The organism is Yersinia sp. 2540 StPb PI (genome assembly GCF_052217165.1).
Lineage (GTDB): Bacteria > Pseudomonadota > Gammaproteobacteria > Enterobacterales > Enterobacteriaceae > Yersinia > Yersinia enterocolitica_E.
Genome location: NZ_JAZGQC010000001.1, coordinates 4,510,738 through 4,531,022, shown reverse-complemented (window position 1 = coordinate 4,531,022; position 20,285 = coordinate 4,510,738). Strand labels below are relative to the sequence as shown.

The window sequence follows — 20,285 nt, the reverse complement described above, 5'->3', positions numbered from 1 at the left end:
AACCTATGCCGCGCACACTTTATGACACCACTTCGGCACTGACTGCCCACAATCTGCTGGCTCTGCCTGAGCAATTTGGCTGCCCGGTGTGGGCGTATGATGGTGAGATAATTGCTCAAAAAATCAACCAATTACGAAATTTTGATGTTATTCGTTTTGCCCAGAAAGCCTGTTCGAATATTCATATTCTCGGTTTGATGCGTGAGCAGGGTGTCAAAGTCGATTCAGTCTCGTTGGGTGAGATAGAACGTGCGATACATGCTGGCTTCCAGCCGGGGCAGGAACCGGCTGAGATCGTATTTACCGCAGATCTGCTGGATCAGGCCACGTTATTACGGGTGACTGAATTAAACATTCCGGTCAATGCCGGTTCAATCGATATGCTGGATCAACTGGGGCAACATGCCCCAGGGCACCCCGTTTGGTTGCGGATAAATCCGGGTTTTGGTCATGGTCATAGCCAAAAAACCAATACTGGCGGCGAGAACAGCAAACACGGCATCTGGCATCAAGATTTACCACAAGCAATTGAGAAAGTTAAAAAATATGGTTTAACGCTGGTGGGTGTTCATATGCACATTGGTTCTGGTGTTGATTATCAACATCTGGAGCAAGTTTGTGATGCCATGGTTCAGCAGGTGATTGCACTGGGGCAGGATATCAGCGCTATCTCTGCCGGTGGTGGGTTATCGATCCCTTATCAATTTGGTGATGATGAGATTGATACCGAACACTATTATGGCTTATGGAATAAAGCCAGAGAGCAAATTGCCGCCCATCTCGGCCATCCGGTTAGCCTGGAAATTGAGCCAGGCCGCTTTCTGGTGGCCGAGTCAGGTGTTCTGGTGGCGCAGGTGCGGGCTGTTAAAGATATGGGCCGTCGCCACTATGTGTTGGTGGATGCCGGATTTAACGATTTGATGCGGCCAGCAATGTATGGCAGTTATCACCATATTTCGTTGCTGCCTGCTGATGGGCGCGACCTCACATCGGCACCGTTGATTGATACGGTAGTTGGCGGTCCGCTGTGCGAGTCAGGTGATGTATTCACTCAGGAAGCGGGTGGTGGATTGGAAACCCGCGCATTGCCCGCCGCTAAAATTGGTGATTATTTGGTATTCCACGATACCGGGGCTTATGGTGCGTCGATGTCTTCGAACTACAACAGCCGCCCATTATTGCCGGAAGTGCTGTTCGAACAGGGGCAGCCGCGCTTAATTCGCCGTCGGCAAACCATTGAAGAACTTATTGCATTAGAGCAGATTTAACGACTTTTTTATCAAAAGGATAGGTTGAATTAGCTTATACAAAAAAGTCCTCAGCCGATAGCCAGAGACATAACTCAAGGCTATCGGTTACCTGCATTTGATCCTATGTGCATTTGATACAAACGTCCTCAGCGGTAATAGGGCCCCGGTACCACCGAATCACGTAATTTTAACTCACCGATGAAGGGGGGCAGCGGTAGCACCGGTTTGCCCGCAATCAGCTTCAACGCCTGAGTAATGGCGGCTTCAATCATCGCATCAATCGGCAGATACACAGTTGAGAGTGCCGGTTGCAGGTAAGGTGCGGTAGGTTCGTCATCAAAACCAAATAACGAAACATCTTGTGGTAGCTTTTTCCCCGCCTGATTAAGGGCTTTCATCGCCCCGATAGTCATATCATCATTGTAGATAAACAGCGCGCTGAAGCTAATATCGCGTGCCAATAGCGCCTGACATCCTTGATAACCGTCAGGTACGCCACTATCGCCATGGATAATCAGATCTTCATTCAGCGCGATTCCGTGCGCCTCCAGCGCTTGCTGATAACCGGCAAGGCGGGATTGGGCCGTGGAGGTGGTGATTGGCCCGGTAATATAGGCAATATCACGATGCCCTTGCTGTATCAGATAATTAACCGCATTAAATGCAGCTTGTTGCTGTTCGAAGAACACACAGCGCTCACGGGCCAGGGGTAAATCACGATTAATAACCATTAAGGGGGCGGCTACGTTGGCAAGCAATTGCATTAAATCAGCTTCAGACATTGAGCGAGTGTAAAGAATAATGGCATCACAGCAACGGTCAGCCAGTAACTGAACTGCCTGCTGTTCGCCTTGTGGCGTATCGTGGCCATCTGTCACGATCAAATGCTTACCACTGGCTTCAATCAGTTTCGCAGCCTGCTGGAGTAAACGACCAAAGTAGGGGCCTTCAAAGTTCGAAACCACTAACCCGATGCTGTTGGAGCTTCTGTTGGCCAGTGATTGTGCTAGAAAATTAGGGCGGTAACCCAGTTCGTCCATCGCCTTAAACACCGCCTCACGGGTGCTTTCCTTCACCTGCCCGGTGCCGTTTAATACCCGGGAGACAGTGGCCTTGGAAACACCGGCGCGCAAAGAGACATCCAACATGGTAATCATCAATCGTAAACCTCTTGGCTGGGTAGCTATTGCCCCAGTCGGCCCGTGTCATAACACCATAACAGCCGGGCGTGGCACTCTCGTTGGGTGCGGCGTAGTGGGCGATTTTTGTGGCATAACTGCCGGATATCGCGGCAGTTTAGCATAGCGCAGGCGGGTTGCAGCTCTTTGTTATCGACAGTTCTCAGTCATCTGCGGGCGTTTGCGGGCTGGCGACAGAATGGCGGCGGACCAGCGTTGGGCTGAACATATTGGTGATTTCTGGCAACGGGGTATGGTTGGCCAGCGCCAGCGCCAATTCTGCGGCCTGTGTCGCCATCGCAACGACCGGGTAGCGGATGGTGGTCAGCCGGGGGCGCAGATAACGAGAAATTAATACATCATCAAAACCAATCAGTGAGATCTCTTGCGGCACTTCGATGCTGTTGTCGCTGAGAACAGACAATGCGCCAGCAGCCATGGAGTCGTTATAACAGGTAACTGCCGTAAAGTGTCTACCACGGCCGAGCAGGTCGGTCATGGCCTGTTCGCCGCCAATCTCATCTGGTGTACCGTAGGATATTAAGCGGTCATCAACCGGAATCTCAAACTCTTTTAGTGCGTCCAAATAGCCTTGTAGGCGATCAATGGCATCGGAAATTTGGTGATTAGAGCAAATAATAGCGATGCGTTTATGCCCTTGCTGAATCAGATGGCGGGTTGCCAACCAGGCACCATAACGGTCATCTAATGCGACACAGCGGGTTTCGAAACCCGGTAATGTGCGGTTAATCAACACCATACCGGGGATCTGTTCCATTAATGATGTCAATTCTTCATCGGACAGTTTTTTGGCATGAACCACCAGGGCGGCACAACGATGGCGAATCAGTTGTTCGATGGCCTGACGCTCTTTCTCTTCGTCATGGTAACCGTTACCAATCAGCAAGAAATTTCCGGTGGCATAGGCCACTTGTTCGACAGCTTTGACCATCGATCCAAAGAATGGATCTGACACATCAGAAACAATCATGCCTACCGTTTCAGTTGATTGCTGGGCCAGCGCCCGCGCATTGGCGTTCGGGTGATATTGCAGTTGTTCCATGGCGTTACAGACCGCCATACGTGATGTCTCACTGGCCTTGGGAGAATTATTGATAACACGAGATACCGTCGCGACGGAAACACCCGCCAGCTTGGCAACATCCTTAATAGTGGCCATTTTTCTTCCAGAGATTTTCAGGGTAATCGCTTACATCACTCAGTTTTGCGGAAAACGGTGTTGCCCGCAAGGGGGGAAGATCGCAACTTGGTGAGAAAAAATCACAGAAACAGCAATTAGCACGATTACCTGTGGTTTTCGCAAGCCACAGGTTTCGATTTGACCTGCCTTGGTTAACCCAGCGCATTAAATGAAACGGTTAGTACAAAACGATTATGTTTAGTCGAAATTGTGCTTTGGTCTTACTGCCCGCTGAATGTTATTTTTATGATCTATTTAATTGCCTGAGATAGCCATGTCCATCATCCGTTACCCCCAGCTTGCCCACTGGGGCGCTTTTACCGCTGTTGTTGAAGATGGCAAACTGATCCGTTGCGAGCCATTTGCCAATGATCCCAACCCTTCTCGGTTGTTGGAATCCATTACACCCATGGTTTATTCCGATAAACGTATTCGCAAACCGGCGATACGCCGATCGTGGTTACAGCAGCGAGAGAAAAGTGATCGAACTTTGCGTGGTCAGGAAGACTTTGTTGAGGTGGAGTGGGAGGTCGCGCTGGATTTAGTGGCGCAAGAGAATCGCCGGGTCAGGGACCGTTATGGCCCGTCAGGGATATTTACCGGCTCCTATGGTTGGTCTTCTGCCGGGCGTTTACATCACGCGCGTTCATTAGTCCGGCGTTTCTATTTCAGCGGCGGCGGCGGGGTTGATCAACTGGGCAACTACAGTTGGGGCTCGGCACAGTTTTTTCTGCCTTATGTGATTGGTACTTTTAGCCCGTTGACCGGCAGGGTGACATCATGGCCGAGTGTGGTTGAGCATTGTGAACTGTTTATTGCGTTCGGCGGGTTGGCACTGAAAAACGCTCAGGTCTCTTCCGGCGGGTCGGCGGAACATTCATTAAAACCCTGGTTGGAAAAACTGGCACAAAAAGGCACGCCAGTGATTAACATCAGCCCGATGCGGGATGATTGCCCGGCATTTGTGAATGCCGAATGGCTACCGATTCGTCCCAATACAGATGTAGCACTGATGCTGGCGCTGGCTTATGAAATCCAACGTGTTGACGGGCAGGATGAGGCTTTCCTGGCTACTCATTGTGTGGGCTATGAGCAATTAGCTGATTACATTCGTGGGGTGAATGACGGTATTGCTAAAACACCTGAGTGGGCCAGCGAGATTACCGGTATTCCCGCACCAAGAATTACCCAGTTAGCCCAGCAACTTATCGGTGTTCGCAGTTTTATGACCTGCTCCTATTCAGTACAGCGCGCACACCGTGGTGAGCAACCTTACTGGATGGTGATTGCCTTATCAGCCATGCTGGGGCAAGTGGGGCTGCCCGGCGGTGGCTTCTCATTTGGTCATGGATCGATGAACGGTGTGGGTAACCCGCGGATAGACACGCCGGGGCCAAGTATGCCGGTGGGTAAAAATCCATCTGGGTTGGCTATTCCAGTGGCCCGCATTTGTGACATGTTGCTGCAACCGGGGCAGCCGTATCAGTTCCAAGGGGAAACCCATACCTATCCCGATATTCATTTAGTGCATTGGGCTGGCGGCAATCCATTCCACCATCATCAGCAATTGAACCGGCTGGTGGAGGGGTGGCAAAAGCCGGACACCGTGATTGTGCAGGATATCTGGTGGACACCTGCGGCTAAAATGGCCGATATCGTGCTGCCAGTGACCAGTTCGCTGGAACGTAATGATATCGGTGGCTCGTCACGCGATCGCTATGTATTGGCGATGCATCAGGTGATTGCGCCACAACATCAGGCCCGTAACGATTTTGATATTTTTGCTGATTTGGCCGAACGACTGGGTTATCGCAGTGAATTTACCGAAAATAGAGATGAAATGGCCTGGATTCGGCATATCTACCAGGAGTGCGGAGTGGCACAACAGCCGCACGGGGTGGAATGGCCTGATTTTGAATCTTTTTGGCAACGGGGCCATGTTGATTTACCTGCTCCGCCAAAGGAGTTCGTGTTCTTTGATGCTTTTCGCGAAAACCCACAGACTAATCCGCTGCAAACGCCAAGTGGCAAAATTGAGCTGTTCAGTGAGAAAATCGCCAGCTATCACTATGAGGATTTTGCGCCTCATGCCGAGTGGCAACCACCGGTTGAGTGGTTAGGGGCACCACAGGCTGAGCAGTGGCCGCTGCATCTGATCTCTATTCAACCCGAGGATCGTCTGCATAGCCAACTTGATCCGGCGCCATTGGCGCAAGGGAATAAAACCGCCGGCCGTGAAACGTTGTATATGCACCCACAAGATGCAGCCAAACGTGACATTACTGAGGGCAGTCAGGTTCAGGTCAGCAACTTACGGGGTCATTGTCTGGCGGGAGTGCGCATTACTGATGGTGTCACTCAAGGGGTAGTGTTAATGGCAACAGGGGCCTGGTTTGATCCCGGTTTCGGCGGCAAGCAACATAAAGTTGAACAATCAGGTAACCCCAACGTTCTGACGCTAGACATTGGTACCTCGCGTTTAACTCAAGGCCCGAATGCAATGAGTTGTCTGGTTGAGGTGGCGCGATACTAATTTTATCTTAGCGAGGCTTAGGGTGTTGCCGGTGGGATAGCGGCAGCACCCATTATTTTGGCAATGCACCTCAATGAATTACAAACCTATTTCGTCTTTCTGACAATGTTCACTACTGGTTACACTTTGCACGTAAATGTTGCGATTGCTTGCTGGCTGTGGCTTCACTGAAACGGATACAGTATTCATCCCAGAGGTATTAATTGGTGAGTAATCAACATACGCTGTGTGTTAAAAGCCAGTTTTTTATTTGCACCAACCTACGCAGATGCGTAGGTTTTTTTTTATTTCTTCCTGCTGCTGTGATTATCAGCCTCCTGTTAGCAATATTTTAGCCACTATTATAGTATTCTCTCTTTTTCATATTCATTGTCTTATAGGGAAATAAACATGGGTTATCGCTTATTGCGTGCTCTTTTTCGTCGATTATTTCGTGTCACCATTGATGGTGTGACGGATCAGTTTACCCATCAAAAACTGATAATTACGCCGAATCATGTCTCTTTCCTTGATGGGGCTTTGCTCGCATTATTTCTGCCGATCAAGCCGGTTTTTGCGGTCTATACCAGTGTTTCTGAGAGCTGGTATATGCGCTGGCTAAAACCTTATATCGATTTTGTCGCACTGGACCCTACCAAGCCAATGGCTATCAAACATTTGGTCAGGATGGTAGAACAAGGCAGGCCAGTCGTGGTGTTCCCTGAAGGGCGTATTACCGTAACCGGCTCATTGATGAAAATCTATGATGGTGCTGCATTTATTGCCGCCAAATCAGGCGCTACGGTCGTCCCAATCCGTTTGGAAGGGCCAGAATTTACTCATTTTGGGCGTTTGGGTGATGTGCTCAAACTCCGCTGGTTCCCAAAAATCAGCATTCATGTTTTGCCTGCGACCACGTTACCCATGCCGCAAGCGCCGCGTGCCCGTGACCGTCGGGTGTTGGCGGGTGAACACTTACACGCCATTATGATGGCCGCGCGTATGGCTATCGTGCCACGGGAAACGCTGTTTGAAGCGTTGTTATCGGCACAAACTCGTTATGGGCGTTTTAAACCCTGTATTGAGGATGTTTCATTTAAAGAAGACAGTTATCAAACGCTACTGAAGAAAATCCTCGGTGTCAGCCGTATCCTGCAACGCTTCACCGCGCAGGGCGAGCATGTTGGGATGTTATTACCAAATGCGACGATTACTGCGGCGGCGATCTTTGGTGCTTCTCTGCGTGGCCGTATTCCGGCAATGCTTAATTACACTTCGGGCGCCAAAGGGTTGAAGAGTGCAATTACTGCGGCGTCGTTGAAAACCATCGTCACCTCGCGCCAGTTTTTGGAAAAAGGCAAACTGACACATTTGCCCGAACAGGTTACTGAGGCAAATTGGGTCTATCTGGAAGATTTAAAAGATACGGTTACGCTGGCAGACAAATTGTGGATTTTATTCCATTTATGCTGTCCGCGCCGGGCGATGTTGCCACAACAGGCGGATGATAGCGCACTGATTTTGTTCACTTCCGGCTCGGAGGGGAACCCAAAAGGCGTGGTACATTCTCACGCAAGTATATTGGCTAACGTTGAGCAGATCCGCACCATTGCCGATTTCACCCCGCGTGATCGCTTTATGTCTTCGCTGCCGCTGTTCCATGCTTTCGGCCTGACGGTGGGGTTATTCACTCCGCTGATGACCGGTAGCCGAGTATTCCTTTACCCCAGCCCGCTGCATTATCGGGTGGTACCAGAATTGGTGTATGACCGTAACTGCACCGTGCTGTTTGGCACGTCAACTTTCTTGGGCAACTATGCTCGCTTTGCTCATCCTTATGATTTTGCTCGGTTGCGTTATGTGGTGGCTGGGGCTGAAAAACTGGCTGATAGCACCAAACAGATTTGGCAGGACAAATTCGGCATTCGTATTCTGGAAGGGTATGGCGTCACCGAATGTGCGCCGGTAGTGGCGATTAACGTGCCGATGGCAGCGAAAGTGAATACCGTTGGGCGCATTCTTCCTGGTATGGAGGCGCGCTTGATAACTGTGCCGGGAATCGAGCAAGGTGGGCGTTTGCAATTGCGCGGCCCCAATATTATGCGCGGTTATCTGCGCGTAGAGCATCCGGGGGTGTTGGAACAACCGGCGGCGGATAATGCTCAGGGTGAGCGTGAGGAGGGTTGGTACGATACCGGTGATATTGTCACCCTCGATGAACGGGGGTTCTGCGCCATTCGCGGGCGGGTGAAGCGTTTTGCCAAATTAGCCGGTGAAATGGTATCACTGGAGAGTGTCGAACAACTGGCATTACGTATCTCGCCCGAGGGGCAACATGCCGCAGCGGCTAAAACCGACAGCGCCAAAGGAGAAGCACTGGTGCTGTTTACCACTGACAGTGAAATTACCCGCGAACGGCTGATTAAAGCCGCACGTGAGGGTGGGGTGCCAGAACTGGCAGTTCCACGTGATATCAGAGTAGTGAAAGCATTACCCCTACTGGGGAGTGGTAAACCTGACTTTGTTACGTTAACTAAAATGGCACAAGATGCGGAGATGAGCGAATGAGTCAGCAAGCATTGTCAGATAAGCCTTTGCTCTCCAGAGGAATGATCGCCGTACTTGGCGCTCAGTTTTTCTCAGCTTTTGGTGATAATGCACTGCTTTTTGCCACCTTGGCATTAATTAAGCAGCAGTTATATCCCGACTGGAGCCAGCCTATCTTGCAAATGGCCTTTGTGGCCACTTATATCATCCTGGCTCCGTTTGTCGGGCAAGTGGCTGATAGCTTTGCCAAAGGGCGAGTGATGATGGTCGCGAATGGCCTGAAGTTGGCGGGTGCATTAGTTATCTGTTTTGGTCTGAATCCATTTCTTGGTTACAGCCTGGTTGGAGTAGGGGCTGCGGCTTATTCACCAGCTAAATATGGCATCTTGGGAGAAATCACTTCCGGCGAGCAGTTGGTTAAAGCCAACGGCATGATGGAGGCATCAACCATTGCGGCTATTTTACTCGGTTCAGTCGCCGGTGGGGTGCTGGCTGATTGGCATCTGATCGCGGCATTGAGTGTCTGTGCGCTGGTGTATGCCATTGCGGTGGTGGCTAATCTATTTATCCCACATCTGGCTGCTGCCCGAACCGGCAGCTCATGGCGGCCACGGGCCATGACCGGCAGTTTTTTTGCCGCATGCCGCATTCTGTGGCGGGATGGCGAAACTCGCTTCTCACTGGCGGGGACCAGCCTGTTCTGGGGCGCAGGGGTCACGTTGCGCTTCCTACTGGTGCTATGGGTGCCGGTAGCATTGGGGATTGCCGATAACGCAACCCCGACGCTGTTAAATGCCATGGTGGCGATTGGGATTGTGATTGGCGCGGGTGCTGCGGCACGTTTCGTGACACTTAAAACAGTAAAACGCTGTTTACCGGCGGGGGTATTAATTGGTGTGGTGGTGGCGGCATTCTCACTGCAACACAGTATGCTAATGGCCTATTTACTGTTGATTATTATCGGGATCTTAGGCGGTTTCTTTGTCGTACCGCTCAATGCCTTGTTACAAGAGCGCGGCAAACAAAGTGTGGGCGCCGGGAATGCCATTGCAGTGCAAAATCTGGGTGAGAATACCGCAATGTTGTTGATGCTGGGGCTCTACTCGGTGGTAGTAAAACTGGGCGCGCCAGTCGTCGCGGTTGGCGTTGGTTTCGGTGTGCTCTTCGCGCTGGCGATTGCGTTGCTATGGGGCTGGCAGTGGCAGCAACTGCGCCGTAAAGCGGCTAAATGATGGGATAATAGTCAATATCAATGCCGCCGAGTGCGGCATTATTTATTGTCAGTAGTCTAAGGCCGCATTAGCGGCCTTTTTGCTATTTAAACCCAACTGAATTTAAGGTGCAGGGAAGGTAAAGCGGGTGTGGATTTCTTCCAATGCATTAAGCACCTCCTGCTCCAGAACGACATTCTGGCTATCAATATTACTTTTCAGTTGTTCCAGTGTGGTTGCACCTAATAAGGTACTGGCCACAAACGGTTGCTGGCGAACGAAAGCCAGCGCCATCTGTGCGGGGTCTAGCCCATGACGTTTTGCCAGTGCCACATATTCCGCTACCGCTAACTCGGATTGTGGCCCGGTATAACGTGTAAAACGGCTGAACAATGTATTCCGTGCGCCGGTAGGTTTTGCGCCATTAAGGTATTTGCCGCTCAGGGTGCCAAAGGCCAGGCTGGAATAAGCCAATAGCTCAATGCCTTCATGTTGGCTTATCTCGGCCAAACCAACTTCAAAGCTGCGGTTAAGCAGGCTGTAGGGGTTCTGTATTGAGACAATACGCGGTAAATCATGTTTTTCTGCCAGTTGCAGATAGCGCATCACCCCCCATGGGGTCTCATTTGATACACCGATATAACGGATTTTCCCTGCCCGCACCTGCTCATTCAGGGCTTCCAGTGTTTCAAGCAAGGTGACCACAGCAGTATGTTCGCTGTAGCGATAATTCAATTTACCAAAACAGTTGGTTTCACGTTGTGGCCAATGTAACTGATAAATATCGAGATAATCAGTATTGAGGCGTCTAAGGCTATCTTCCAACGCGATGCGGATATTTTTCCGGTCCAGTGCCATATTGGGGCGAATCGGTTGATCGCTGCCGCGTGATGGCCCGGAGACTTTGCTGGCTAAAATGATTTTGTCACGCTCACCGCGTGCTTTTATCCAGTTACCAATGTATTGCTCAGTTAACCCTTGGGTTTCTGGCCTTGGGGGCACTGGGTACATTTCTGCGGTATCGATCAAGTTAATACCGGCCGCAACGGCGTAATCCAGTTGCGCATGGGCATCGGCTTCACTATTTTGTTCACCAAATGTCATGGTGCCCAGACCCAGCAGGCTGACTTCTAATGAACTGTGGGGGATACGATGATATTGCATTGCCGACCTTCCTTAATGTCTGAAATTATCAGGCCATACCTTTGGTAGTTGGTATTGCAGCGTCGTTAGCTACGCCCACGCACCCGAATTCTCTATTTGAATAACTGCTTCAGGATGTGTTCGTTTGGCCTTACTGAAACACCAATTTTTTGGGTATAAGTAAAACTTGCCTTATTCGACTATATCGAAGCACCGCAGTTGGGGGAAGCGTGTAAGGGAAAAGTACAGAAAAAAGTGGGAAACGGGGCCGTGAACTGCCCCTGGAAGATGTTGAACCCGCTATCTTGCAAGTGTACTGCTCAGCCCATCCTTGGGCCTCTCTAGTGCAAGCAGCCTTCTCGCACCTTTAAATCTATTGAGTAGATATTTTTTTATCAGTCGGCTTACTCTTTTTTCCGCGCATCAAATTCAGGGTTTCAACCCCCATTGAGAAGAACATAGCGAAGTAAATGTAGCCTTTTGGAATGTGGATCTGGAAACTTTCTAACATCAGCGTGAAGCCGACCAATATCAGGAAAGAGAGCGCCAGCATTTTGACTGATGGATGGCGATTAACAAACTCACCAATTGGTCTGGCAGCAAACATCATCACCCCGACAGAAATAACCACGGCAGCCATCATAATAAACAGATGATCTGACAGCCCAACTGCTGTTATCACTGAATCCAGACTAAAGATGATATCCAACAGCATAATTTGCACGATAGCCGCAAAGAAAGAGCTGACATTACTGGTGTGTTCAGTATCGCTCCCCTCAATGGTTTCATGAATTTCCTTGCTGGCTTTCCAGATAAGGAATAATCCCCCTAACAACAGGATCAAGTCCCGCATCGAGACACCGTGGCCTGCCACTGTAAACAGAGGTTCGGTCAGGCGGATAACCCAGGCAATAGAAGCAAGTAATGCGAGACGCATTAACATGGCCCCAGCCAAGCCAATACGGCGGGCTCTGTTTTGTTGCGCTTTAGGTAATTTTGCGACCACCAAAGAGAGGAAAATAATATTGTCTATCCCAAGAACAATCTCCAGGATAGTCAGCGTGCCTAGCGCCAACCAGGCATTTGGATCGGCAACCCATTCAAACATTGCGCCTATACACCTTACGGAAACACAAAAATACAATTATACGCTTTTATTTATTAATCGGAACAGAGTCAAAGTAATTGGTGTTGTAGTAGGGCGTCTAGCGCACCGGTTACAACAAGAAATGACGGGCCAGCATCGGGCCAGTAAAGGTCTTTTTCAGATAAAAACCACGGGGTAGTGTCATGATCGGTTGCCCTTTTTCACCGATGGCTTCAGTTAACGCACGGCTATTGGCGGCCTTCGGGCGCAATTGGAGTACCTCACCGTGGCGAGCGGTGATGGTTTCTACTTTGCCAAGAACGATAAGGTCCATTAACTCTTCCCAGTCACGCCGCAGTAGTTCTTCTTCTTGCGCATTCGGGCTCCATAATAAAGGCGCGCCGACTCTACGTTCCGCGAGCGGGATCTGCCGCTCTCCTTCTACGGGTACCCACAATACTCGGGCCAGTTTATGCCGCACATGGCTGCTTTCCCAAGTGATGCCACTGTTGCCGGTCAGGGGGGCGACACAAACAAAGGTGGTCTCCAATGGTTTGCCCTGAGCGCTGATAGGTATGGTTTTCAGCTCAATGCCGATGTCGGCAAAGTCCTGTTCAGGTTTACTGCCAGCACTGGCCCCCAAATAAAACTCCAGCAACATACCAACCCAGCCTTTTACCCGCTTTAAGTCCGCCGGAATAACCCATTGAGCACGCGCTGCCAATTCGCCAAGGGTAAAACCTGACAAAGCTTGAGCACGTTGAAAAAGTTGATGTTCATCAGTGGGTGGTGCTGGTGGCAGTGAATAAACAGACATGGGGGATAAACCTGCTAAAGTCGGTTAAAAAACAAGCTGAATTAAAAGTGACGGTAGATGTATTGTTATGCATTGTGGATGGAATGAATAATAGCATGATTTAACGGAAGTTTTCTTTCCTCCCACCGATGAAATACTTTTATTCTGATTATCTTGTGCACCTACTGACAGCGATAATGAACAGGATCTTACACCTATTTATCCACAGATTTATGGGATAACCCCAATAAATCCCGATCACTGGTTCAATTTACAGCCTTGACGACGGCTTTTTTTGCGAGTTTTACTCTTTTTTGCATAACTTTGACGCATTATCTGTGGATAAAAACTACATTGATGGATCTTTAGCCAGCTACAGATCCAAAACGGAGATAGATCACATATTACCGCCGTGGAAACCTGTGGGAAACCTGTTATTTTATTGAAATTAATCATTTATTTTTTTAGATATTTTTGTCGTATTATTCCGTTAAAATGAGTTGTACCTACTTTTCCCTAGAGTTCTACACACCTATATCCACAGAAAAAGTGAATAAAATGTCGTGCGTAGCCCTGGGGGTGTTCATAACTTTGCTTATATCTGTGAGTTATCCCCGAGTTATCAGGTTTAGCTGGCTGATAAGCAGTGGTTTACCGCCTGTTGCTAGTGTGAAACAATCAGAGCATCTTTGAGTTTTAAGCTTATCGAGGTAGTCCGGTGATCGATGATGATGGCTACCGCCCGAACGTGGGTATCGTAATTTGTAATCGGCAGGGAGAAGTGTTGTGGGCCAGGCGTTACGGTCAGCACTCTTGGCAGTTCCCACAAGGGGGGATAAACCCCGGTGAAACACCAGAGCAGGCAATGTATCGCGAACTTTTTGAAGAGGTAGGACTTAACAAAAAGGATGTCCGAATTCTGGCTTCAACCCGTAACTGGTTACGTTACAAATTACCAAAGCGTTTGGTGCGTTGGGATACAAAGCCGGTGTGCATCGGCCAAAAACAACGATGGTTTCTACTACAGTTAATGTGTAATGAAGCCGATATCAACATGCAACGTAGCAGTACCCCGGAGTTTGATGGCTGGCGCTGGGTCAGTTATTGGTATCCGGTGCGTCAGGTGGTCTCTTTTAAACGTGATGTTTATCGTCGTGTGATGAAAGAATTTGCTGCAACCGTAATGCCTGTGCAGGAGGTTATTCCACCACGGGTACCTCCCGCTTATCGCCGTAAAAGAGGTTAAGTTAAGCCGATCATGCTCATGCGTTTGCGAGAAATAGTTGAGAAAGTGGCGATGGCAACCAGCCTGACGGATGCGTTAGAGCTGTTGGTCAATGAAACCTGTCTGGCGATGGACACGGAAGTCTGCTCGATATATCTGGCAGATAATGACCGCCGTTGTTACTACCTGATGGCGACACGGGGTTTGAAAAAGCCCCGTGGTCGCACCATTACGCTGGCTTTTGACGAAGGTATCGTCGGGCTGGTGGGGCGCTTGGCCGAACCCATTAACCTGGCCGATGCTCAGAGTCATCCCAGTTTTAAATATGTACCACAAGTTAAAGAGGATCGCTTCCGGGCGTTTCTCGGGGTACCTATTATTTATCGTCGGCAGTTGTTGGGTGTGTTGGTGGTACAGCAGCGCGAGCATCGCCAGTTTGATGAGAGCGAAGAGTCGTTCATGGTTACGCTGGCCACGCAACTGGCGGGGATCCTCTCCCAATCGCAACTGAATGCGATTTTTGGCCAATATCGTCAAACACGAATCCGCGCGCTGGCGGCGGCTCCTGGCGTGGCAGTGGCAGAAGGTTGGCAGGATACTTCACAACCGTCCCTTGATTTGGTTTATGAGGCCTCAACGCTCGATACTGTTCAGGAGCGTGAACGCCTGACTCAGGCATTGGAAGAGGCTGCGGCAGAATTCCGTCGCTTCAGTAAGCGTTTTGCTGCCAGCTCACAAAAAGAGAGCGCGGCAATTTTCGATCTCTATTCGCACCTGTTAAATGATGCCCGCCTGAAGCGTGAGCTTTTTGCGCAAATTGACGCCGGTTCGGTGGCTGAATGGGCCGTTAAACAAGTGGTTGAACAATTTGCCGCCCAATTTGCCAGCCTGCAAGACACCTATATGCGTGAGCGAGCCAGTGACCTGCGGGCATTAGGTCAGCGCTTGTTGTTCCACCTCGATGATAGCACCTCTGGGGCCAGCCAATGGCCTGAGCGTTTTATCCTGGTTGCCGATGAGTTAACCGCCACTCTATTAGCCGAGGTGCCACAAGATCGTCTGGCGGGGGTGGTGGTGCGTGATGGTGCCGCTAACTCGCATGCCGCGATTTTAGTGCGCGCCATGGGCATCCCAACGGTGATGGGCGCTGATATCCAGCCGGCTTTGCTGAACCAGCGGCTATTGATTGTTGATGGCTACCGTGGTGAGGTGCTGGTTGATCCCGAACCGGTACTGGTCAAAGAGTATCAGCGGCTGGTTACTGAAGAGATTGAGCTCAGCAAGCTGGCTGAAGACGATGTCGAACAACCTGCGGCCCTGAAAAGTGGTGAGCGGATTCAGGTGATGCTGAATGCGGGTCTTAGCCCGGAACATGAACAATTGCTGGGTGGGCGGGTTGATGGTGTTGGTCTATACCGCACTGAAATCCCTTTTATGTTGCAAAGCGGCTTCCCGTCGGAAGAGGAACAAGTTGCGCAATATCAAGGCATGTTACAGCTTTATCCCAACAAACCCGTCACGTTACGTACCTTGGATATCGGTGCCGATAAACAGTTGCCCTACATGCCCATCAGCGAAGAAAATCCATGCCTGGGTTGGCGCGGGATCCGTGTAACGCTCGATCAGCCAGAGATCTTCTTGATCCAGGTTCGAGCGATGCTGCGTGCCAATGCCGGAACCGGTAATTTGGGTATTCTATTGCCAATGATCACCAGCCTGGAAGAAGTCGATGAAGCTAAACGCCTGATCGATCGTGCCGGGCGTGAGGTTCAAGAAGTCTTGGGCTATAAATTGCCACAGCCTAAATTGGGGGTAATGATAGAAGTACCCGCGATGATCTTTATGCTGCCCTACCTCAAGTCGCGAGTAGATTTTATCTCAGTTGGCACCAACGATCTGACCCAATATTTGCTGGCAGTAGATCGCAATAATACTCGCGTTGCATCGCTGTATGACAGCCTGCATCCGGCGATGCTACAGGTGCTTAGCCATATTTTGACGCAGGCGACACAAGCGGGTTTGCAGGTGAGCCTTTGTGGTGAAATGGCGGGTGACCCGATGGGCGCGTTGTTGCTGGTCGGGCTGGGTTATCGCAATCTCAGTATGAACGGTCGCAGTGTGGCACGAATTAAATACCTGCTGCGCAATATCGATTTAACGGATGCAGCAGCATTGGCCGAACGGGTATTGAGCGCCCAAATGACCACTGATGTGCGTCATTTAACAGCAGCGTTTATGGAACGCAGGGGCTTAGGCGGCTTGATCCGCGGCGGGAAGTAAGCGTATCCCGTTGGCCCTTGGCGCTATAGCGTTGTTAGTGTCAGTCACTGGCGACTATTCCAAGGCTTTTTGGTTTGTTTGCGAGTGACATTCACTTTCTGGGGTTGCGCTGTTTACAGAACTTTTCTGTTTGGTGCAGCCCAGACCGGCCTAAGCCTATGCTATTATGCGCAACCTGTAGCCCTAACCGGGCAAGAACATTAATTTTCTCAAAATATGAGACATTTCGTGGTGATAGATGAGCAATAGCTATCTGGCGTTTCCTAAATTTGATCCGGTCATTTTTTCCATTGGCCCCGTTTCCCTTCATTGGTACGGTTTAATGTATCTGGTGGGTTTTGTCTTCGCCATGTGGTTGGCGGTTCGTCGGGCAAATAAACCGGGTAGTGGCTGGACCAAAGAAGAAGTCGAAAACCTGCTGTATGCGGGATTCCTCGGGGTATTTGTCGGTGGTCGTGTCGGTTATGTGCTGTTTTATAACCTGCCGATGTTCCTCGATAATCCACTGTACCTGTTTAAGGTATGGGATGGCGGTATGTCATTCCATGGCGGTTTGATTGGTGTCATTTGTGTGATGTTGTGGTTTGCCCGCCGCACTAAACGCAATTTCTTCCAGGTCGCTGACTTTATTGCTCCCCTTATTCCATTTGGTTTAGGCGCGGGCCGGCTCGGTAATTTTATCAACGGCGAGTTATGGGGCCGTGTGACTACCGATACCCCGTGGGCGATGTTATTCCCCACCTCTCGTGGCGAAGATATCGCCATCGTTGCTGCTGACCCGGCGAAATGGCAGGCGATATTCAATCAATACGGTGTACTGCCGCGTCATCCTTCGCAACTGTATGAAATGATTCTTGAAGGGGTGGTGTTATTTATCATCCTGAACCTATTTATCCGTAAGCCGCGTCCTATGGGCAGTGTTTCTGGCCTATTCCTGATTGGTTATGGTGCGTTCCGTATTATTGTGGAGTGTTTCCGCCAGCCAGATGCTCAACTCGGCTTGTTCGATGGCGTGATCAGCATGGGGCAGATACTCTCTGTACCTATGATTCTGGCCGGTATCATTATGATGATTTGGGCGTATCGTCGTCCTGCGCAACAACTTTCGTGAGGTAACATGAAACAGTATCTGGATTTGATGAAAAAAGTGCTGGAAGAAGGCACTCCAAAAGCTGACCGTACCGGTACCGGTACTGTGTCGATTTTCGGGCATCAGATGCGTTTCAATTTACAAGAGGGTTTCCCACTGGTAACCACTAAGCGCTGCCATTTGCGCTCCATCATCCATGAGCTGTTATGGTTCCTCAATGGCGATACTAATATTGGCTATTTGAAGGAAAATAATGTCTCAATCTGGGATGAATGGGCTGACGAAAACGGCGACCTTGGCCCGGTTTACGGCAAGCAATGGCGGGCTTGGGGGGCTGCAGATGGTCGTAAGATTGACCAACTCAGCAACGTGGTAAAACAGCTTAAGCAGGATCCCGATTCACGCCGTATCATCGTCTCAGCATGGAATGTGGGTGAACTGGAGCAAATGGCACTGGCGCCGTGCCATGCTTTCTTCCAGTTCTACGTGGCAGATGGCAAGCTTTCTTGTCAACTGTATCAGCGTTCTTGTGATGTATTCCTCGGCTTGCCATTTAACATTGCCAGCTATGCTTTACTGGTGCATATGATGGCGCAGCAATGCGATTTGGACGTGGGTGATTTTGTCTGGACAGGGGGGGATACACACTTGTACAGCAACCATATTGAGCAGACAAATCTGCAATTAAGCCGTGAGCCACGGGCATTGCCGAAACTGATTATCAAACGGAAACCTGACTCTTTGTTTGATTACCGTTTTGAGGATTTTGAAATTGAGGGGTACGATCCTCACCCAGGAATTAAAGCACCGATTGCTATCTAATCTTTAGACCGGAGTCGCAATGGCTCCGGTTTTATACCCGTCACCTTTCAAGTTTCAGGGTGGCTGCTCCTGTTTACTCGGTCCATCTCCATATCCAGCCCTCGCCTCTGCTTGTTGCCTCCCTGCATCTGGAAAGCTATTGGGTATATTTTCGTCAAACCCTTTTCTTTGCTACCAGCATCCTTCCTGCAATAAAAATGCGAGCTGTGCCGCACTCTTTTCTGCATTTATGTCGTCGTAGATAAAATTTTGCGCACCGTTTCCAGCCCTGATAATTCGTCACTCGACCTCAAATTTCAGCCACGTAAACTTACGCCATGGACACCAATATAAGATTAACGAAAACTTACCTGACTCGTAGAAATTATCTTAAAAAACAAAAAGGTATCAGCCTGATTGAATTGCTGCTGGTGATTGTATTAGTGGGTATAACAGCACTTTGGGGGGCGCAAAGTTGGCATCATTACCGGCAGCGGGAACGGCTCGCAGACAGTGCTCGTCAGTTACTCGCCTTCTTAACACACTTACAAGCGCAGGCTAATCGTCGCAATGACACAGAATTGCTGTGGATACAGCAGAATGGCCAGGGGTGCCTGGGAAGTGGTGATAAACCTACGGCTCGCTGTTCAGCACTTACCGACGGCGTGTTTATTCCACCTTACCCAGATGTCGCTATTGCGACTTCATTGCAAAAAGAGATGGGCTTCTTTGGTGTGAGGAATACGGCACAGGCAGGAAATATCATGCTCAGTAACCCGGCAGGGTCTATCCGGTTAGTTATTTCCAGTAGAGGGCGCTTAAGACTGTGTAGTGAGGGCCAGCCAATGTCAGGTATTCATATATGCTAATAATGGTCAAAAATATGCCAGCATCGCTCTGTTCTGGGCGGAAACGTATAACAGGTTTTACGCTACCGGAAATGATGTTGGCATTGAGCATTGGTAGTTTGATTATGCTTGGTGCCGCAGAGGTTTTCCCTAAGCTACGCAAACAAATATCAACCTTGCAGCAGCGCTATTATCTGGAGTTGGCACTGAGTCAGGTTATGGTTGTGCTAGAAAAAGATCTGCGGCGTGCAGGATTTTGCCATGGCGAGTGTCAGGGAAAAGCGGTTACAACCCATCATTATCCCGCAGAAGCGACAAATTCGTGTCTGATAGTTGCTTACGATCTCAATCGAAATGGTCGATGGGAAGGGGAGAAACATCAGGAGTCCGAATACTTTGGCTACCGCCTGCGTAAAAAAGCATTAGAGGGCCAACGTGGTGAACTGAATTGCGCTGGCAGTGGGTGGGAAAAGCTGCTTGATCCACAAGAGATAACGATAACCCATTTTTCTATTAGTCGGTTACCTCAGCAAACATCAAATCAGATTTATCGGGTGCAATTAGCGGGGCAAAAAACAGGTAATCCGGTCATCCATCATCAGCTTACTTATACGATACGCGGGAACAATCTATGAAGCTGAATCATCAACGGGGGACCAGCACATTGGCAGCCGTCGCTACACTTTTCGCTCTTGGTTTATTTCTGCTGTCAGCACTACACCGTCAATTGGATAATATTCAACAGATTACATCTGAAGAACAGCACTATTTACGTGCTTTTAATCAGGCAACATCATCACTGAACTGGGGGATAAGTCAGGATTGGTCATTCAGTTTGCCATGGCGGGCAGGTTCAACATGGTATTGCATTCAGCAGCAATATGGCTTAAAGGCCTGTGTTAAACCAGCATCACTAAGCGGTTTTTTTATTCTCAGAGGGGAGAGTTACCCCCTCGGTTCGCAGCCACCCTTGATGCTTTATCAACGGGTCATGCTGAATATTGGTAAAGGGTATATGGGTCACTATCAACTGGTTAAGGCAGCTCATGGCTGGTTGGATTTCTGTCCTGATAAGGATGCACAGTTTTGCGATTACTAAAATGCTGCAATAGGTGC

Annotated in this window: 16 protein-coding genes; 11 read left to right on the top strand and 5 right to left on the bottom strand. The window is 49.6% G+C overall.

What is annotated here, in order from left to right; genetic code table 11:
• Nucleotides 1-5 precede the first annotated feature (5 nt).
• Nucleotides 6-1,268 carry a diaminopimelate decarboxylase gene (lysA, locus tag V1956_RS21205; protein WP_442825625.1) on the top strand — a complete coding sequence of 421 codons (1,263 nt, stop codon included), beginning with the start codon at nucleotides 6-8 and terminating at the stop codon, nucleotides 1,266-1,268.
• Between the two features lie 128 nt (nucleotides 1,269-1,396).
• On the opposite strand, the gene V1956_RS21200 is transcribed toward lysA, so the two are convergent.
• Entirely contained in the window at nucleotides 1,397-2,407 is a 1,011-nt protein-coding gene (locus V1956_RS21200) for a LacI family DNA-binding transcriptional regulator (protein ID WP_420071958.1), read from the bottom strand.
• A 184-nt stretch (nucleotides 2,408-2,591) separates the two neighbouring features.
• Entirely contained in the window at nucleotides 2,592-3,608 is a 1,017-nt protein-coding gene (galR, locus tag V1956_RS21195) for an HTH-type transcriptional regulator GalR (protein ID WP_083162848.1), read from the bottom strand.
• 295 nt (nucleotides 3,609-3,903) lie between these two features.
• Here galR and V1956_RS21190 point away from each other — a divergent pair, with 295 nt between their 5' ends.
• The 3 genes from V1956_RS21190 to lplT all read left to right on the top strand — a co-directional run bounded on the left by V1956_RS21190 (nucleotide 3,904) and on the right by lplT (nucleotide 9,920).
• Complete coding sequence (locus V1956_RS21190; RefSeq protein ID WP_442825624.1) at nucleotides 3,904-6,162, top strand: molybdopterin guanine dinucleotide-containing S/N-oxide reductase; 2,259 nt, start codon at nucleotides 3,904-3,906, stop codon at nucleotides 6,160-6,162.
• A gap of 390 nt (nucleotides 6,163-6,552) precedes the next feature.
• Entirely contained in the window at nucleotides 6,553-8,709 is a 2,157-nt protein-coding gene (aas, locus tag V1956_RS21185) for a bifunctional acyl-ACP--phospholipid O-acyltransferase/long-chain-fatty-acid--ACP ligase (RefSeq protein WP_442825623.1), read from the top strand.
• Entirely contained in the window at nucleotides 8,706-9,920 is a 1,215-nt protein-coding gene (gene lplT / locus V1956_RS21180) for a lysophospholipid transporter LplT (protein WP_442825622.1), read from the top strand. Before aas ends, lplT begins: the two co-directional genes overlap by 4 nt.
• Nucleotides 9,921-10,022: 102 nt before the next feature.
• Here lplT and V1956_RS21175 read toward each other — a convergent pair whose 3' ends face one another.
• The 3 genes from V1956_RS21175 to mutH all read right to left on the bottom strand — a co-directional run bounded on the left by V1956_RS21175 (nucleotide 10,023) and on the right by mutH (nucleotide 12,946).
• On the bottom strand, nucleotides 10,023-11,063 hold the full coding sequence (locus V1956_RS21175) for an NADP(H)-dependent aldo-keto reductase (RefSeq protein WP_372559792.1): 1,041 nt from the start codon (nucleotides 11,061-11,063) through the stop codon (nucleotides 10,023-10,025).
• A gap of 352 nt (nucleotides 11,064-11,415) precedes the next feature.
• Nucleotides 11,416-12,150 (bottom strand): TerC family protein, encoded by a 735-nt coding sequence (locus tag V1956_RS21170; protein ID WP_372559791.1) that lies wholly within the window; start codon nucleotides 12,148-12,150, stop codon nucleotides 11,416-11,418.
• Between the two features lie 109 nt (nucleotides 12,151-12,259).
• Nucleotides 12,260-12,946 (bottom strand): DNA mismatch repair endonuclease MutH, encoded by a 687-nt coding sequence (mutH, locus tag V1956_RS21165; RefSeq protein WP_050073625.1) that lies wholly within the window; start codon nucleotides 12,944-12,946, stop codon nucleotides 12,260-12,262.
• 697 nt (nucleotides 12,947-13,643) lie between these two features.
• Here mutH and rppH point away from each other — a divergent pair.
• From rppH to V1956_RS21130, 7 genes are all read left to right on the top strand, one after another.
• Nucleotides 13,644-14,171, top strand: coding sequence for an RNA pyrophosphohydrolase (rppH, locus tag V1956_RS21160; protein ID WP_083162862.1), 528 nt, complete (start codon nucleotides 13,644-13,646; stop codon nucleotides 14,169-14,171).
• A gap of 12 nt (nucleotides 14,172-14,183) precedes the next feature.
• The gene (ptsP, locus tag V1956_RS21155) at nucleotides 14,184-16,430 is read left to right on the top strand and encodes a phosphoenolpyruvate--protein phosphotransferase (RefSeq protein WP_372559790.1); all 2,247 of its coding nucleotides are present in this window, start codon (nucleotides 14,184-14,186) and stop codon (nucleotides 16,428-16,430) included.
• 238 nt (nucleotides 16,431-16,668) lie between these two features.
• Nucleotides 16,669-17,541: a prolipoprotein diacylglyceryl transferase gene (lgt, locus tag V1956_RS21150; RefSeq protein WP_083162866.1), complete on the top strand. Its 873-nt coding sequence runs from the start codon at nucleotides 16,669-16,671 to the stop codon at nucleotides 17,539-17,541.
• Between the two features lie 6 nt (nucleotides 17,542-17,547).
• Entirely contained in the window at nucleotides 17,548-18,342 is a 795-nt protein-coding gene (thyA, locus tag V1956_RS21145) for a thymidylate synthase (RefSeq protein WP_442825621.1), read from the top strand.
• Nucleotides 18,343-18,659: 317 nt separating this feature from the next.
• Entirely contained in the window at nucleotides 18,660-19,190 is a 531-nt protein-coding gene (locus V1956_RS21140) for a prepilin peptidase-dependent protein (RefSeq protein WP_372559789.1), read from the top strand.
• Nucleotides 19,184-19,804: a prepilin peptidase-dependent protein gene (locus V1956_RS21135; RefSeq protein WP_420074734.1), complete on the top strand. Its 621-nt coding sequence runs from the start codon at nucleotides 19,184-19,186 to the stop codon at nucleotides 19,802-19,804. Before V1956_RS21140 ends, V1956_RS21135 begins: the two co-directional genes overlap by 7 nt.
• On the top strand, nucleotides 19,801-20,268 hold the full coding sequence (locus V1956_RS21130) for a YgdB family protein (RefSeq protein ID WP_372559787.1): 468 nt from the start codon (nucleotides 19,801-19,803) through the stop codon (nucleotides 20,266-20,268). The genes V1956_RS21135 and V1956_RS21130 overlap by 4 nt, the downstream gene beginning before the upstream one ends.
• Nucleotides 20,269-20,285: the final 17 nt, after the last annotated feature.